Annotated in this window: 17 protein-coding genes; 5 read left to right on the top strand and 12 right to left on the bottom strand. The window is 59.3% G+C overall.

The window, feature by feature from the left end; all coding sequences use genetic code 11:
* Window positions 1–81: 81 nt before the first annotated feature.
* The 3 genes from M3O22_04395 to serS form a co-directional block, all read right to left on the bottom strand.
* Window positions 82–555, bottom strand: a complete 474-nt coding sequence (locus M3O22_04395; protein MDP9195997.1) for a hypothetical protein — start codon at window positions 553–555, stop codon at window positions 82–84.
* Between the two features lie 284 nt (window positions 556–839).
* A complete protein-coding gene (locus M3O22_04400) occupies window positions 840–1538 on the bottom strand; it encodes a hypothetical protein (protein ID MDP9195998.1) in 699 nt (232 codons plus the stop codon).
* Complete coding sequence (serS, locus tag M3O22_04405) at window positions 1535–2806, bottom strand: serine--tRNA ligase (protein ID MDP9195999.1); 1272 nt, start codon at window positions 2804–2806, stop codon at window positions 1535–1537. Before serS ends, M3O22_04400 begins: the two co-directional genes overlap by 4 nt.
* 481 nt (window positions 2807–3287) lie before the next feature.
* Here serS and M3O22_04410 point away from each other — a divergent pair, with 481 nt between their 5' ends.
* Window positions 3288–3572, top strand: a complete 285-nt coding sequence (locus tag M3O22_04410; GenBank protein MDP9196000.1) for a hypothetical protein — start codon at window positions 3288–3290, stop codon at window positions 3570–3572.
* A gap of 1 nt (window position 3573) precedes the next feature.
* Here the strand turns inward: M3O22_04410 and M3O22_04415 are convergent, their stop codons facing one another.
* Window positions 3574–4461, bottom strand: coding sequence for an AAA family ATPase (locus M3O22_04415; GenBank protein ID MDP9196001.1), 888 nt, complete (start codon window positions 4459–4461; stop codon window positions 3574–3576).
* Between the two features lie 74 nt (window positions 4462–4535).
* On the opposite strand from M3O22_04415, the gene M3O22_04420 reads away from it, so the two are divergent.
* The gene (locus M3O22_04420) at window positions 4536–5804 is read left to right on the top strand and encodes a hypothetical protein (GenBank protein ID MDP9196002.1); all 1269 of its coding nucleotides are present in this window, start codon (window positions 4536–4538) and stop codon (window positions 5802–5804) included.
* A gap of 39 nt (window positions 5805–5843) precedes the next feature.
* The gene (locus M3O22_04425) at window positions 5844–6659 is read left to right on the top strand and encodes an NUDIX domain-containing protein (protein ID MDP9196003.1); all 816 of its coding nucleotides are present in this window, start codon (window positions 5844–5846) and stop codon (window positions 6657–6659) included.
* Here the strand turns inward: M3O22_04425 and mnmG are convergent.
* A complete protein-coding gene (gene mnmG / locus M3O22_04430; protein MDP9196004.1) occupies window positions 6604–8460 on the bottom strand; it encodes a tRNA uridine-5-carboxymethylaminomethyl(34) synthesis enzyme MnmG in 1857 nt (618 codons plus the stop codon). The genes M3O22_04425 and mnmG overlap by 56 nt on opposite strands.
* Before the next feature lie 225 nt (window positions 8461–8685).
* Here mnmG and M3O22_04435 point away from each other — a divergent pair, with 225 nt between their 5' ends.
* A complete protein-coding gene (locus M3O22_04435) occupies window positions 8686–9405 on the top strand; it encodes a carbonic anhydrase (GenBank protein MDP9196005.1) in 720 nt (239 codons plus the stop codon).
* On the opposite strand, the gene M3O22_04440 is transcribed toward M3O22_04435, so the two are convergent.
* From M3O22_04440 to M3O22_04460, 5 genes are all read right to left on the bottom strand, one after another.
* A complete protein-coding gene (locus M3O22_04440; GenBank protein ID MDP9196006.1) occupies window positions 9402–11183 on the bottom strand; it encodes an acyl-CoA dehydrogenase in 1782 nt (593 codons plus the stop codon). The two genes, M3O22_04435 and M3O22_04440, sit on opposite strands and share 4 nt — an antisense overlap.
* Window positions 11184–11520: 337 nt before the next feature.
* Window positions 11521–11730 (bottom strand): CsbD family protein, encoded by a 210-nt coding sequence (locus M3O22_04445; protein ID MDP9196007.1) that lies wholly within the window; start codon window positions 11728–11730, stop codon window positions 11521–11523.
* Between the two features lie 49 nt (window positions 11731–11779).
* On the bottom strand, window positions 11780–12637 hold the full coding sequence (locus tag M3O22_04450; protein ID MDP9196008.1) for a PRC-barrel domain-containing protein: 858 nt from the start codon (window positions 12635–12637) through the stop codon (window positions 11780–11782).
* Window positions 12638–12742: 105 nt separating this feature from the next.
* Window positions 12743–13108: an IS1 family transposase gene (locus tag M3O22_04455; GenBank protein ID MDP9196009.1), complete on the bottom strand. Its 366-nt coding sequence runs from the start codon at window positions 13106–13108 to the stop codon at window positions 12743–12745.
* 484 nt (window positions 13109–13592) lie between these two features.
* Window positions 13593–14441: a hypothetical protein gene (locus M3O22_04460; GenBank protein MDP9196010.1), complete on the bottom strand. Its 849-nt coding sequence runs from the start codon at window positions 14439–14441 to the stop codon at window positions 13593–13595.
* A gap of 135 nt (window positions 14442–14576) precedes the next feature.
* Between M3O22_04460 and M3O22_04465 the strand changes: the two genes are divergently transcribed.
* On the top strand, window positions 14577–14975 hold the full coding sequence (locus M3O22_04465) for an acyl-CoA thioesterase (GenBank protein ID MDP9196011.1): 399 nt from the start codon (window positions 14577–14579) through the stop codon (window positions 14973–14975).
* 13 nt (window positions 14976–14988) lie between these two features.
* On the opposite strand, the gene M3O22_04470 is transcribed toward M3O22_04465, so the two are convergent.
* Both M3O22_04470 and M3O22_04475 read right to left on the bottom strand, forming a co-directional pair.
* Window positions 14989–15384 (bottom strand): hypothetical protein, encoded by a 396-nt coding sequence (locus tag M3O22_04470; protein ID MDP9196012.1) that lies wholly within the window; start codon window positions 15382–15384, stop codon window positions 14989–14991.
* A 144-nt stretch (window positions 15385–15528) separates the two neighbouring features.
* A partial coding sequence (locus M3O22_04475) for an ATP-binding protein (GenBank protein MDP9196013.1) occupies window positions 15529–16644 on the bottom strand: 1116 nt, incomplete at its 5' end.

A 16644-nucleotide genomic window follows, 5' to 3' on the forward strand; every position in this document is an offset into this window, starting at 1 on the left:
TTATAGCGGGTCATGACATCACTCTTTGACGGAAGTGGCTGAGCAGAATCGTGCGCTGCGCCAGGCCATGTCCTGATTGGCTCAATACGCGTCAATGGCTTTCCGGACTGACGAGCCGGGCTCAGGGTTGAAGTTTGTCACAAGATCATACAGGCCCTGCGGATCCAGTGTGGAAAAATCCAGGTGCGCCAAGTCCGGCACGGAAAAGGAAATTCCAAAAGCGCTTTCATTGTCAGGGCCGAAGGCATGAACAGAGATCCATCCCGCCGCCAGGGAATCATGCTTCCGCCGGCCATGGTCCAGGACGGCAGGGATGATTTTCACAAGGGCGTTCGCCAGACCCACAAGGAAATTTCCGTCATAGGGCTGATCGATTTTCACATCCAGGGCGGGACAGAACCCGCATGAGTCAGCAGCCGTTCCCATGGGCGGAAATTCCACCCCGATAACTTCCGGAGCGACACCCCTCAGCGCCCGGCATAAATCCTGGCCGCTGTCGCTTTCCATAAGCCCCCCTGGAATGCTGACGCCATTGCGTACGTTTACCCCGGTCATGCTCGACGCCGGACAGGGCGCACCAGGATCCTCCTGCCTTTCAGCTGACCCCGCCTGCCCCGGGACAGTATATAAATACACCCCGAAGAGGCCAAGAAAGCAGAACACAACAACAGCGGAAACAATCCTTCCGGTTTTCGGCGGGCTGGTTTCAGGGGGGGGCATGGGATCTGTCCTGGTTGAATTGTTCCCATTAAAGCAATTTTTTCAGATTTTGAAAGGATTTTCAGGTCCGCGGAGCTGATTTTTCAGCTGCGTGGCGGGCTTCCACATCCGGACAGGCTTCAGGCTTTCAGGGCCTGGCCGGCATGCCCCGCAGAAACGCGCCTGTACATGAACACAAAGTACAGCAGGAAGAAGTAATAGATGAACACCTCATTCACTTCGCTTATGCGGCTGAAAGAAAATACCGGAAAAACAGCAGAAAGATGCTTGGCCAGTTTCAGGAACCACAGGGCCCCTGCGGTTACTGCCATACGGGATGGCGGGAATATGATCTGCAGACGGGAAGGAAGCCATGAGGGCCTGTATTTCCGGATCAGGGGAACAAGCAGACCGGAAACCAGGATCCCGACTTCCACAAGCGTGCGGAACATCTGGTCATTCCAGAACCAGAGCTTGTGCAGGCTGGTTTCATTATCGACATTGATGGATGCCCATTTTTCAGGAGTTTTCCACCCCAGAAAGAACTGTCCCCAGCTGATTTCCTCGCCTGCAATAAAGAATGCGCAGAACGCCACAAGACCCACCCATGCAAAAAGCCATGGCATCCTGCGGAACGAAAGGCGTCCCAGTGTCACGAGACCAGCCAGGAAAGCGCCCAGGATTATGGCAAACTGGATATTTTCATAAAGCCCGTTCTCTGCAAGAAGGCTTTCAGAATTCACAGTATGACTGAAAATCTGCAAGTATATATTTGCAGCAAGAAACAGGACAGGGAGCCACAGCCACCAGAGAGGGTTTATGGAATCAGGGTTTTTCATCTTCCGATCCTCTCCTGCCCGCCCATGTATGGCCGCAGGGCCGGGGGGATGGTGATACTGCCGTCCGGGTTCTGGAAATTTTCCATCACTGCCACAAGACAGCGACCCACAGCCAGGCCCGAGCCGTTCAGGGTATGGACCAGCTGCGTGCCCTTCTCTCCTGCAGCGGGCCTGTACCGGGCCTTCATGCGTCGGGCCTGGAAATCACCGCAGTTCGAGCAGCTGGAGATTTCCCGGTACGTGTTCTGGGCAGGCAGCCAGACTTCCAGATCATACGTCTTGCGCGCTGAAAAACCCATGTCGCCTGTGCACAGCAGCATGGTGCGGAACGGAAGTTCCAGCCGCTTCAGGATGGCTTCTGCCGCACCGGTCATACGCTCGTGCTCGGCTTCCGACTGGTCGGGGGCCGTCACGCTGACCAGCTCGACCTTCCAGAACTGGTGCTGACGGATCATGCCGCGGGTATCCTTGCCCGCCGCCCCCGCCTCGGACCGGAAGCAGGGTGTCAGGGCCGTACAGCGCAGGGGCAGGTCGGCTGCCTCCAGGATGCTGTCCGCGACCAGATTGGTCAGGGACACCTCGGACGTGGGGATCAGCCAATACCCACCCGTAGTCTGGAACATGTCCTCGGCCGCCTTGGGCAGCTGGCCCGTACCATAGACGGCCTCTGATTTCACCAGAAGTGGCGGGCTGACTTCGGTATAGCCGAACTCCCGCGTGTGGATGTCCAGCATGAAGTTGCCCAGCGCGCGGTGCAGGCGGGCGATGTCGTCCCTCAGCACCACAAAGCGTGCGCCGGACATTTTTGCTGCCGCGTCAAAGTCCACCTGCCCCAGGGCTGTGCCCAGCGCCTCGTGATCTTTCGGAGCTGCGATTGTGACAGGCGTTCCATGGCGGCGGATTTCCACATTCCCTGTCTCATCCCGGCCCTCCGGCACGTCAGCCGCCGGAAGATTGGGAATGACAGCCAGCATGGTCTCCAGCTCCTCCGCCAGCGTCTTTTCCTGCTGTTCCAGTGTCTCCAGCGTAGTCTTGAGAGTGGCTACCTGAACCATGAGATCAGCGGCATCCTTGCCTGACTTCTTCGCCTCACCTACCTGGCGGGAAAGGTCATTCCTTTTTGCCTGCGCAGCCTGGAATTCTGTCTGTACGGCGCGCCGGCGGGAATCCAGATCCAGAACAGCCTGTGACTTTGGCGGCAGGCCACGTCGGGCCAGTCCCTGGTCGAACGTTTCCGGGTTATCCCGGATTAGGCGGATGTCATGCATGGCACTGTTCCCGTCAGGATTATTACCCTTACTTATAGCAGTGAAGGCGGCCAAATCCAGAAGGAACAGTGACATCTATTCCTGCCGGCCAGCCGGAAAGTCATAGCAGCCTGTCCTTTTGGGCACTGTCTTTTACGTCATTCCCTGTGGTTTACAGACCTCCACAGAACAGGATTATGGAGAGAATCCAATGTCAGGCGGCATTTGCGGTATCAGCGGACACGCTATCCCTTGCATCTGCGACGTCTCCCTGCAGACTCTGGTGATCCGCAGGGGCCCCGGAGAGAGAAAAGCGGACCGGAGACACCCTTCAAACAGGCCAACACAGGAAATTCCGGTGCTGCAGCCTGTTGCAGCCGTACCTCCGGCGATAGCGCCCCTTCCTGTTCCCCCTGCCCAGCCAGTACCTGCCAGAAAGCCTGTATCCAGGGCTGATATCTACTATTTTACCGGACCGGAAAAACCTGCCAGGAAAAAACCTGTGCCTGCAGAAAAAATGGCTGAAAGAAAGACCAAGCCCGATCCGGAAAAATCTCCTGCTGCAGGACAGACAGGACAGCCTCCTGAAAGATCCCGCACAGGTGAGCAGACGGGCCCTGCACAACAGACAGGGTTCAGCAGTTTTCTGGCTGTCGCCGGCGCCATGGCTCTGATCCTGTCTCCGGCTGGCCTCCACTGCCAGCCCATGACGGCCCGGGCGGGTCAGCCATCGCCTGCATCAGCTCCAGCCGCAGAAGCAACACGGCTCGTTTCGCCGGCACCCTGACCTATTCGATGGCGTTGGGTGGCAGGTCCACCTCGGCCCCGATGGTGTGCACGATGCTGTTGCTGTCCAGTTCCCCTTGTGGCGCGCCGGCGCGGACACAGTGAGCACAGGCGGCATCCAGCGCCATCAGGGACTTGTCCGGATTGTTGCGGTTGCGGATGTACCGGTGGGTCAGCCGGACGATCTTTTCAATCGCCGCATCGGAAATCCTGATATCAAAGTGCCTTTCGTAGATGGGTCGCAGCCCCTGAAGGACTTTTATCGTTTCATCCAGATCCGGTTCGCGCAGATGGATTTTCTGGAACCGCCGCTCGATGGCCGGATCCTTTTTCATGTAATCCACATACTCCAGCTCGGTCGTAGCGCCCACCACGCGCAGGTTCCCCTCGGTCAGGTACGGCTTCATCACATCGGCCACGCCAGAGGCACTGCTGGCCTGGCTGGCCCGCATGGTCGTGTGGATCTCGTCCATGCACAGGATCACCGGCGGATAGCCCTTGATGGCATTGCGCTCAGCCGATCCCTTGATCAGGGGAATGATCCGCCCCTCAAATTCCCCGCGGCTTTCTGTACCAGCTGCCATGGCGGCAAAATCCACCTCGATCACCCGGGCATTTTCCAGCTGTTTTGGCACAGGCTGGAGCGCCAGGGCGCGGGCGAGGCCCAGGAACACCGCTGTCTTGCCCACCCCTGCCCCGCCCAGCAGGACAACGTTCGAGCGCCCCATCTGCAGCAGGATCGTGATAATCTGGTCAATTTCCTGGTCGCGGCCGATGATAGGATTTGTGCGCCCGGCCTTCACCTTGCGCGTCAGGTCATTGCAGTACCTGTCAATAATGTCCTCGAACTGCTCGTCAGGGACCCTGAAGCGGTGGGGGGTATCGGTCATGGAAAATCCCGTCCTGTAAGATAGGATACAGAATTATCTTATTGTTTGCGTTCCGGGAAGGTAGATTTGCAGCCATGAGCGCAGATACAAAATCCATCCCAACGGCACAGACCTCCCAGACCGGTAAAATTCCGGAGAATTTTGCCTCGCTGATACACTATGCCTCGAGGCGGACGGACCTAGAAGCAAGGGGTCTTGCAGACTTCCGGCCGGCACAGGCATTGGGAAAATTTCTGTACGAACGGCTTTGCGGAGAAGCCGCTGCATCCAGTGATATGTCCGCGCCGGCTCGCCAGATTGAGGTCGCAGGCGCAGTCCTGCTGTTGCTTCGCTTGGGAGAGCGCATGGCTTCTGACCCCGCTCTGGAGCCCTGGTTCCGGAATGAACAGGCCCTGGCCACCCTTATCAGTGGAAAATTTCCGGACAAGGACTACCTCAGGGGTAACATAGCCCGTAATCTTGTCAGGGTACTGACACTGGCGCCGGCTTGGCTCCTCCAAGCGGATGATGACTGGAGCCGCCCCTTGGCCTTCCTGTTCCTGCCCGCGGCAAACAGCAAAATGCCACCTGTCCTGGGACAAAGGATTCAAGCCAGGCTTGTGGAAGAGGGTCTTCTCGCACCCGGGGCCCAACCCCATGCCGATAAAGAAATCCTGTCCCGGCAGGTCCTTGAAGCCGGCATCTGCCTTCTGGGCCAGATCCTGCCCCACGGCTTTCCAATCATTGACCACCAGTTCAGCGTGACCGAACGGACCAGCTTTGTGCGCACTCTTCTGGACAGCCTTGAGCAGGGATTCTCCGGAGCACGGGCCGTACTCTCCGAACATATCATCAACCATTATCTTGGGGCTTTCAGCCACTGCCAAAAGCGCAGGGATATCCCGGGATACCTCGTCCACATGCGGGAAATCCACGAACTGGATCTGTACAAAGGCCTGATCCAGAAAAACCGCGGAAGCAAATTCCGGCTTATCCCCGAAGCAGAGATCCTGAAAAGTCTTCTGTCATTCCTGGAGAGCCCGCCGCCGGCCAGCGACAAGGCAGAAGCGGCAGCCCATTACCTGTGGCTGGCCTGCCACGGCCACTGGGCCGGAGAAACCGGCACAGCCTCCCTGTCAGCAGACGCACTGGCCGTTCTGGGAAAACTTACGGACATGCGGGACAAAAACGGGAAAACAGAAGCCGGCAGGGTTGCGGCCGATGCGCTGGGCGAGCTGCACCGGCAGTTCGGCCCGAAAATCTTCGCAGCCCTTGAACAGCACATTCCTGCGAATGTCACTCCTATTAGCAGGAAACCGGAAAAAACTTCTGTACAGCTTGCTGAAACTAAAGTCAGACTTTAACATTTTCCTGTACCTGCAAGATTCAGCCAGGAGAGAGTTATGGTCCCCAGAGTCAGGTTTTCCGGAACAATAACAGCGGATGAAAAAACCCTCCTGAGGGAGGCGCTGTTCTTCCACCGCTACCTGGTCAGGCTTGCACAGCAGGTTCCGGATGCCCATGTAACCGTCCTGAAAGTCGTTCCGTTCGGAAAAAATCCAAAACCGGGGGTTGTCCTGGCCAAGGTTGAGGGAGTACCTGCTGGCCAGAAAAGGAAAAGCTCATATCACATGACGATCATGGACGATGGCGTCATGGCCGTGACAATCTTTCTGGTCGGAGACAACAAGGACCCATGGGTCCTGATGAAAGAGGAGTTCCGCTACGGCACCCTGACCAGGACACTCGAACCGCCTGCCGGTTTTGTGGATCCAGGATCCATGTCCAGGGAGCATGACCTTTTGAGAGAAATCCACGAGGAAACGGGCGTGAATATGGCTGGATTCCGGTACCAGGAGATTGGCAAAATCACTGCATCACCTGGGCTTGTAAATGATACTTTTGTATGCGCAACGGATATCCCTGTCTCGGAAAAGCAATTCGAACATATCAGGTCCAGTTACGAGGGCGCCAGAAACGGCAATGTTCTGGAAGGCGAGAATACAGTCACGCGCCTTGTACCCCTGGCAGAAGCGCTGAAAGCCATGCAGGGATACGGCCCCGGAATGGCCCTGGTCATGTACGCAGCATGGAAGGCCAAGGGCTTGCTTGACATGATAGCCCAGGCTGTGCAGACAGCTGGTTCTGACAGTACCCAGGCCCTCACGCCGCCCGCTTCTTCACATGCCGCAGCAGGGCGATCAGGGCCGCAGGGGTGACGCCGGGGATGCGTGATGCGGCGCCCAGGGTGGACGGGCGGGCGGTTTTCAGTTTCTGGCGCACTTCGTTGGAGAGGCTCCCTACCGTGGCATAGTCCAGATCGGCGGGCAGCTGCAGGGCTTCGTCGCGGCGGAAGGCACGCACGTCGGCCTCCTGCCGGTCCATGTAGCCCGCGTATTTCCCGTCGATCTCGATCTGTTCTGCGATGGAGGAAGGCAGGTTTTTCAGTTCTGGCCAGATCTCTGCCAGCCGCACCAGCGTTACATCGGGATAGCGCAGCAGATCGTGGACCGACCGCCGCACACCATCCTGGTTGACGGTCAGTCCGTGCCGGGCCAGCTCATTGGGCGTTGCCCTCAGCTCCCGTACAGAAGCGCGTGCAGCATCCAGCGCCTCGATTTTCTGCCGGAAAGCCTTTTCACGGACACTGCCCACGCAACCCGCAGACAGCCCCAGCGGCGTCAGGCGCTGGTCCGCGTTGTCGGCCCGCAGGCGCAGGCGATATTCCGCGCGGCTGGTGAACATGCGATACGGTTCAGCCGTGCCGCGGGTGATCAGGTCATCAATCATCACGCCGATGTACGCGTCAGCCCGGTCGAGCATGAAAGGAGCGCTTCCCGACACTTTCAGCGCCGCGTTGATCCCGGCCATGAGACCCTGCGCGGCAGCCTCTTCGTATCCCGTCGTACCGTTGATCTGTCCGGCCAGGAACAGGCCCGGTACGCGGCGCGTCTCCAGCGTGGGTTTCAGCTCCTGCGGGTTGATGAAATCGTACTCGATGGCATATCCGGGCCGGATCATCACGGCCTTTTCCAGGCCCGGAATGGTCTTCAGCAGGTCCAGCTGCACCTCGCGCGGCAGCGACGTGGAGATGCCGTTGGGGTACACCGTGTCATCGTCCAGGCCCTCGGGCTCGAGAAAAATCTGGTGCCGTTCCTTGTCGGAAAACCGCACCACCTTGTCCTCGATGGACGGGCAATAGCGTGGCCCGGTGCTCTCGATCTGGCCGGAATACATGGGCGCGCGGTGCAGGTTGTCGCGGATGATCTGGTGCGTGGCGGCCGAGGTGTACGTGATCGCGCACTGGATCTGCGGCACGGTGATGATGTCGGTGAGGTAAGAGAAGGGCTGGGGCGGGTCGTCGCCCGGCTGCATCTCCAGCGCTTTCCAGTCGATGGTGCGGCCGTCCAGGCGCGCCGGGGTGCCGGTCTTCAGGCGACCCAAGGGAAAGCCACAGCGGGCCAGGGTTTCCGACAGGCTGATAGAAGGTTTTTCCCCCACGCGCCCGGCCGGCGTTTTCTCCTCGCCGATGTGGATCAGCCCACGCAGGAAGGTGCCGGTGGTGAGCACCACCACGCCGCAGGGATATGTTTGCCCGTCGGCAGTAATGACGGCTTTCACGGCGCCACTATCGTCCAGCTGGATGTCTTCCACCGCCGCCGCCTGAATGGTCAGGTTGGGCATGTCAGCCAGGATGGCCTGCATGGCATTGCGATACAGCTTGCGGTCGGCCTGGGCGCGCGGTCCACGGACGGCGGGACCCTTGCTGGCGTTCAGGATGCGGAACTGGATGCCGGCCCGGTCGATGACGCGGCCCATGACACCGTCCAGCGCGTCAATCTCGCGCACCAGATGGCCCTTGCCGAGGCCACCGATAGCGGGGTTGCAGGACATCTCGCCGATGGTCTCAATTTTGTGCGTGAGCAGCAATGTTCGCGCGCCCGCCCGCGCCGCAGCCGCAGCCGCCTCGCACCCCGCGTGCCCACCTCCCACAACAATGACGTCCCATGCCTGATTCATGACAGCTGTTATAAAGACTTTTTTTCCCTTGCGCAAAAAGCTATCTTTCCTTTCTTTTGAGAGCTCTGTGAAAGCTGTATCCCCCCCTTCGCCCATGGTTCGACAGGCTCACCATGAGGCTCAGGGTACAGATAAAGAAAATCCTCATCCTGAGCTTGTCGAAGGATCGAGGAATTTCGCGAGATCCGGACTTTCGCAGAGGTCTTTTTTCAGTCGGGAAAAACAATGCCTTACCCAAGATTTATCCGCGGGTTCCGCCGGTTCCGCAAAAGGTACATGGAGGGGAAAGCTCCCCTGTTCCGGGACCTTGTGAAAAAGGGCCAGGCGCCGGAAACGCTGGTGATTGCCTGTTCTGACTCCCGCAATGACCCGGCCCTTCTGACCCAGAGCCAGCCCGGCGACCTGTTCGTGGTGCGCAATGTGGCCGCCCTGGTGCCTCCATACCAGCCGGACGGCCAATATCACGGGACCAGTGCAGCCATCGAGTTTGCCGTCAGGAGCCTGGGGGTCAAAAACATCATTGTTCTGGGCCACGGCCTGTGCGGCGGGATACAGACCCTGGCGGACAGTTCTGCCGGAACAGCCTCCGGATACGAGTTCCTGACCCCCTGGGTCAGTATCTGTGCAGAAGCCCGGGATACAGTCCAGCGCGAACTGGCGGACCAGCCTGTGGAAACCCGCCTCCAGACCCTTGAGCGGGCGGCTATCCTTACATCCCTGAACAACCTTCTCACATTCCCCTGGATCCGCGAGGCTGTGGAGGCAGGCCACATGACCCTGCACGGCTGGTATTTTGACATGGCCAAGGGAACGCTTCTGGGCTACGGCCCCGCCACGCGGACCTTTGAACCGCTGGGCCAGAATGCAAAAGCCCTGGCCGGCATCAAAGGGCTGGATTCCTGCTGCATTGCGTCCTTTGTAAAAGGCAGCGCGGCCGCGGCCTAGAACTGCTCTTCCCCCATCCCCATAACCGGCAGGGAGCCGCTCTGGATGGCGGAGACAAGGCCCAGCACCTGGGGCAGGATGTGCTCGGCGTAAAAGCGGGCGGTCAGGATCTTTGCTTCATAAAAGGCGGCATCCCCGCCGGACTCCCGCATCAGCAATGTGGCCGCCACAGCGCCGCGGGCCAGCAGCCAGCCGCCGATGACCGTCCCGGCCAGCTTCAGGAACAGGACGGCACAGGCTGCAACAGAGTCCGGTCGTTCCCCGGCCATTTTCAGGATCCAGGCCGTTGAATCCTCAAAGGCCGTGATGGCCTCGGCCAGTTCTTCGGCCATGACCGCCAGATCGTCGCCCGGCAGGACCGTCATATCCTTCATGAAGGCATGGATCTCGCCCAGCAGGGCCTCCACCGCCGCCCCTCTGTCGCGGACAACCTTGCGAAAGACCAGATCGCTGGCCTGGATGCCGTTGGTTCCCTCATAGATGGGCGTAATCCGGCTGTCGCGCCAGTGCTGGGCCGCGCCCGTCTCCTCGATATAGCCCATGCCGCCGTGGACCTGGATCCCGATGGATGTGATGTCCACAGCCATGTCCGTGCACCAGGCTTTGGCCACCGGCGTCAGAAGGTCAGCCCGCGCCTGGGCCTTCTGGCGCGCGGTCTCTTCCGGATGATGCCGGGCCGTATCCAGCGCCGCCGCCGTAACAGCTGCCAGCGCCCGGCCCGCCTCCACATGCGCCTTCATGACCAGCAACATGCGGCGCACATCGGGGTGGTGGATGATGGTGACAGGCGCATCGCTGCGGCTTCCCCTGCCCTGCAGACGCGTCCGGGCATACTCCCGGGCCTGCTGGTACGCTCTTTCAGCCAGCGCCACACCCTGGCTTCCCACACTCAGACGGGCATTGTTCATCATGGTGAACATGCAGGCCATGCCGCCGTTCAGGGACCCCACCAGCCAGCCCAGAGCACCGGTCCGGTCGCCAAAGGACAGGGTGGCTGTGGGACTGGCATGGATGCCCAGCTTGTGCTCGATACTGATCAGTTCCACGTCGTTCCGGCCCCCCAGGGTACCGTCGGGATGGACAAGGATCTTCGGCACCAGGAACAGGCTCAGGCCCTTTGTCCCCGGCGGCGCATCACCCGTGCGCGCCAGGACCATGTGGATCACGTTGCCGGCCATATCGTGGTCGCCATAGGTGATATAGATCTTCTGTCCGGTAATCCGGTAATGGTCCCCCTCCGGCATCGCGCGGGCCCGCACAGCCCCCACATCCGATCCGGCCTGGGACTCGGTCAGGTTCATGGTTCCTGTCCACTCGCCCGAGACCAGACGCGGCAGGAACAGCTTTTTCTGCTCCTCCGTTCCATGAGCGGACAGAAGCTCGACGGCACCCTGGTTCAGCATGGGGCACAGGGAAAAGGATGTGTTGGCGGCCTGCCACATTTCCTGGACCATCAGGGCCAGAAACCACGGAAGCCCCTGCCCCCCGTACTGCGGATCAAAAGGCAGGCTGTTCCACCCGCCCTGCACATAGTGATGGTAAGCATCCCGGAAACCGTCGGGCATGCGGACCTGACCGTTTTCAACGCGGGCCCCCTGCCGGTCCCCTGGCAGATTGAGCGGGGCCAGCACATCCGCCGCCAGCTTTCCCGCCTCTGACAGGATGGCCTCAACCGTTTCCGGGGCCAGGTCCCGGAACGCGGGAAACTCCCGGAATTTCTGCCAGCCGATGATGTGGTCCAGCACAAAGCGCATGTCCCGGAGCGGAGCGGTGTACATGGGATTCCTCCAGGTTATGGCGGCCTGATCAACGCAGGAACAGTATCACAGCCATGCCCGGTCAAGGCACTTTTTTACATGTGAAGATTGTCCGACAGCCTGCCTGGCAATTACACTTCGAAGCGATTGATCATTTTCTTCCAGCCCCTGCGAAATTTTGCCCCGCTTTTCAGGAACGGCAGCGCTCTCCCTGCCGGTCAGCCTGCTTCTGCCAGGCCCAGGCCGGAAAACCGCTCCGGATACGGCGCCATTGCCGGCAGCTGGCCTTCGCTTATGGATTGAAAAAGGGCGCATCCCGTAACAGGATGCGCCCCTGCAGACATCAGACAACCTGGTATCAATCCCTGTTGTCCAAGGTATCTTCCCAGTCGGTAACCTGTTTTTCGGCTTCATCCTTCATGATGCCGTATCTTTCCTGAACCAGGCCGACCAGCTTTTCCCGGTCGCCGTTGATCTGGTCCAGGTGATCGTTGGTCAGCTTGCCCCACTGTTTCTGGACCTCGCCTCTGAACTGCTTCCACTTGCCTGCAAAAATGTCCCTGTTCATGATGACTCTCCCTTATGACTGATGATTGACGGAAGGCTGGTTCCCCCGATTACTTCCGGGGCGGATTTTTTCTGTAGTTTTCAATACGGGTGGCCTGGTCGGCAGACAGCTGAAAGGCCGGCTTGTCATTGTCCCTGCGGATCAGCTTTGCGTTGTCCCAGGCCAAGGCGGCTTTCCCGCCCCCAATTCCCAGAACCTTGCCGAAGCTGACCACCAGATACTCGGCCTTGCCGCCGCGGAAGGAAATGTCATCCACTTCCCCGACAGTCTCGCCCTGCGCGTTGACCAGGGGAGCATCCAGAAGGTCATCCACGCTGTAGCCATCGGCGGGAATAACCCTGACCGTGTTGCTGGCGTCATCGCGGTCGTAGGAGAAATTCCTGGCGTCGTCGATTGTGTCCTCGGTCAGGGGAGCAATCAGGTCACCATCAGCAGTGCGGTTTGAAATCACGCTGTAATCAAAGGCCACCGTCTTGCCCAGGCCTGTAAAGTCACCATCGCCCAGGACAACCATGCCGGCACTGCCATAGTGGTCCAGGATGATGTCGCGGACTTTGGCCACCCGCTCGCCCTGGGCGTTGTAGACAGGCTGGCCGATAATGCCAGTGGCTGTCGTGCGCCTGTCGATGCTGACCGTCCCGACAGCGGTTGTGTCGTCAGTACCGGCCAGCCATGTCTTCAGGTCGTCATAGGCATCCTTTGCCGCAGTCGACACATCCTGCGCCGTATCCGACACAGCTTTTTTGGTCTTTTCCCATCCCTTTTCCACATCCCGGGAGAGGGTTCCGGAAGGCTCCTGTGTTCTGGTTTGTGTCTGGGGCTGTGTCTGGGCCTGGCCTAGGACCGGCGTTGCGCTCATGACGGCAATGACCGAAGCCGCTGCCAGCAGTTTGTATCTCATGCTCATTATTGAACTCCTTCCTGTTATTTTTCCGGTTCAGGTTGCATGAACCGAACGCAGGAAGGAGAGCAACGTTCCTTTTATAATACTTCAGGGTTAGGCATTGCTAACTTAACATAGTTTATCAGGAAACAGCCAGAGGGAGAGTTCGACCATGGCGGGGGATTTGGAGCAGCAAAGGGTTTTTCTGTGGAAGCGGGCGAGGTAGTGGCGGATACGGGTATTTTGTGTTTCTGCTGCAGGGGTGAGTTTTCTGGACTGGCAGAGCAGGTTTTCCGGGATAACCTTACGGCAGATTTTCCAGCGGTTGGTAAAGGCGGCGAATAATTTTACGCCGCTTTTGGTGATTTGCCGCCAGAGGGCCTGGGCTGTTTTGGCACCACGAGAGCCCATCGCGAAGGCGAGGAGCCGTCCGGTGCGCAGAGATACAGCAGTCCATATCCAGAGCTTGCGCTGTTTTTTTGGGTGTAATGCCACAGCTCGTCCAGCACGACCACATCCATATCCTTGAGATCGAGAGGTTCACAGAGCATCCGCGCCCTGGTCTCGTCGGCAAAAGCCCTGATCCACTTCAAAACAGCGACATTGCTAACCCCCAGCAGACGTCCGATCGCCCGAAACCCAAGGCCTTCGCGGTATAACGCCAGCGCCTGCAGCTTTTTATCCAGCCCATGACCATGACGCCGGCTCTGCGTAAAACGGCAATCGCAGCCCTTGCAGCGGTATCGCTGCCGCCCTTTAATTACCCCGTCTTTATGAAACGCTTCCCCTGAACACTTCGGACAATGCATGCAAACCTCCCACCGTTCGCACCTATTCTATCCAAATAATCATACTGTTGCTATAAATGTTAGCAATGCCCAGGGTTACATCAGTCTCAACTTCTCCACTTCCCCCGTCATCCCCGCTTTATGCGGGGGTGACGATAAAGGGGAAGAAGAAGTTGTGGCTGACGTCAGGATTACATGGCGAAAGCGGGAGCTGCCTTGCGGTTTTTCCAGGACGGAGCCACAGACGTTGCAGGCGTCATATCGGTGGAAACCTTGCCGGCCAGCGCCCTGACCGCCCCGACAACAGCCTGCACCATACCGGCCAGTCCGGGGTTCAGACCGGCGGCCTGTCTCAGGGCCTGGTTCAGTCCCGGAACCTTGTCCGCAGCAGCCATCCCGACAGCAGCGGCATGCACATTGCCGGATCCGCGATGGGCGACATAACCGGCCAGGCTGGCCTCAGAACTTTTCCGAAGCTCCCCGCTGGCCACAGAGGGCCGCAGGCCTTCGGCAAAATGACGCGTATCAGCGATCAGGGTATCAGCAAGCGCAGCTGAAAATCCCCCTGCCTGCTGCATGGTTCTCAGGACATGGCCTGTAATACGAATGTCGCCATGGAAATATTTCGCGTCTGCATTCTCCACAGCGTCATTTTTCGGACCACGCATACGCAGCCCCTCGGCCTGCATGGCAAAGGTGTCCACAAAACTTTCCATCACAGTGACCAGACGGGTCATGGCCGGGCTGTTTTCCAGGTTTCCTGGAACAGCCCGCTGTACTGCAGCCTCGCTGTGAACGTCTTTCAGGGCCACATCAAAATCCCGCAGCATATTCTGGCATTTCAGGACGCTCACATGGTCGCCTTTGGCCGCGAAGGACGCCGCACAGCCGGTCAGGCGCAGCATGCTTTCATGGACAATGGTCCAGAAATCCTTTTTCTCACGGGCAGCAGACGTTCCGTGGCCATACAGCCCCTGCCCGGCAAAACCTTTGCCGAAAAGGAAACCGTCCTTGCGTCCTGTACTGGCAGTATGGGCCATGACACCCTCCATCACCCTTCACAGAAACCTTAGGCCCCTGATTATTAAGCAATAGTTAACAGCGGGTCCAGTATCCGTTTCGGACTGCTTCTTTTTGCTGTTTATCCCCGGGACATCTGCTGGCAATATGGACTTATGAATACAGATCTTCCCCCCGATATACCTGATTTTGAGGCGGGCCCCGAGCTGCGGGCCGTGGCCATGCCGGCCGATACCAACCCCAGCGGGGATATTTTCGGCGGATGGGTCCTCTCCCAGATGGATCTGGCGGGCGGAGTCCTCGCCACGCGCGTTGCAAGGGGAAGGGTTGTGACCGTGGCCGTGGAAGCCATGAAATTCCACAAGCCCATCAAGGTGGGGGACGAGGTCAGCTGTTACGCGAAGGTGGTCCGCATCGGGCGGACATCCATTGCCATCAGGATTGAAACCTGGGCCCGCCGTACCTGGACGTCAGGACATCTCAAGGTCACGGACGGCCTGTTTACCTATGTGGCCGTGGACAGCACAGGACGTCCCCGCCCCGTGCTGCCCTGAACGACCCGTAAAATTACTGCATTGGCTGCGGTTCTGTCTGCCGGATTTCCGGAGTGACCGGCGGCTGCATTGTTTCGTTCATGTCCCTTTCGGCATCCTCGCCCGCCTTTTCCATCATGTCACGGGCAGCATCTTCCGGGCTGTCCGTCCGCTGGTCGGGGGCAAAGCTTTCAGGAGCCATCATCCGGCCTTCACCTTCCGGGGCGGGAGTTTCAACAGAGGGCTGCGGAGCAACCTGGGTGTCCGGAGCAGGCGTCATGACCGTGCCGGGTTCCGGCATGGCCGGGGGAACCTGTTCCGTGGCCGGGGGAGCCATCCCGTTTGTATCAGAGGACTGCCGGGAATCGTCACAGGCTGCCACGCCCAGGGCCAGCAGGCCTGCACATGCCAGAATCATTGCCTTTTTCATTGTCTTTCTCCGTTATCTGGATGTTGGTCAGAAAACTGAACAGAAGTCCCTGTTCGCCTGGACTTGTGTCGTTTTTGGGCCCGTTCCGCTTTTTTCTGCACCCAAACCTGTCCGGGCGCAAGACGGAAAAACGGGGGATTGCTGTCAGGGCGCATCGCCGCGCATGACTTCCCTGACCTTTTCGGCCAGCTGTTTCAGCGTGAATGGCTTGGGCAGGAACCAGACCTCTTCCCTGTCCAGATACTGGCCCAGACGATCCTCGGTATAGCCGGAGATAAAGATCACCTTCAGTGCCGGATGGGCCTCCCGCGCCTTTCTGGCTACCGTGGGGCCGTCCATGTTGGGCATCACCACGTCCGTGACCATCAGGTCGACTGTGACCCCCTCCCCGGCCAGGATCTCCAGCGCTTCCTCACCGCTGCGGGCTTCCAGGACCTGGTACCCCTTGTTGCGCAGGGCCCGGGCACCGAACGTGCGCACGGCATCCTCATCCTCCACCAGAAGGATGGTTCCAACGCCAGTCAGGTCGCCGGCCTGTTTCTCTGCCGCTTCCGGGCCCGGAGCCTGGTCCGTTCCCTGACCTGCGACAGCGCCCTGCTGGCGGGGAAGGACAATGGTGAATCTGGCGCCCTTGCCCGGTGCGCTGTCCACAAGCACATAGCCGCCTGTCTGGCGCACAATGCCGTAGACTGTGGACAGGCCAAGGCCTGTACCTGCACCGATTTCCTTGGTCGAGAAGAAAGGATCAAAAATACGCTGCAGGTTTTCAGGCGGAATGCCGATGCCGGTATCCGCCACCTCGATCGCAACCCACTGCCCGGCCGGCATGGTTTCATGATTACGCCGGAGCGGCTGGTCCGTGGTCATGTTCCGCGTGGCGATGGTCAGCTTTCCCCCGCCCGGCATGGCGTCGCGGGCGTTGACTACCAGATTGACGATGACCTGCTCCAGCTGGCCCTGGTCCACAAAGACCGGCCCCAGGTCACGCCCGTGCTGCATGGCCAGCTCGATATTCTCGCCGATCAGGCGGCGCAGCAGGTTGGACAGGTCGGCCAGTACATCGGTCACATCCAGGACGCGGGGCTGCAGGGTCTGCTGGCGGGAAAAGGCCAGCAGCTGGCGCACAAGGTTCGCGGCGCGGCTGGCATTCTGCTTGATCTGCATGATGTCGGCAAAGGAATGGTCGCCCGGCTTGTGGCGCAGCAGCAGCAGGTCGCAGAAGCCGATCATGGCGGTCAGCAAGTTGTTGAAGTCGTGGGC

It is taken from the genome of Pseudomonadota bacterium, from assembly GCA_030775045.1.
Lineage (GTDB): Bacteria > Pseudomonadota > Alphaproteobacteria > JALYJY01 > JALYJY01 > JALYJY01.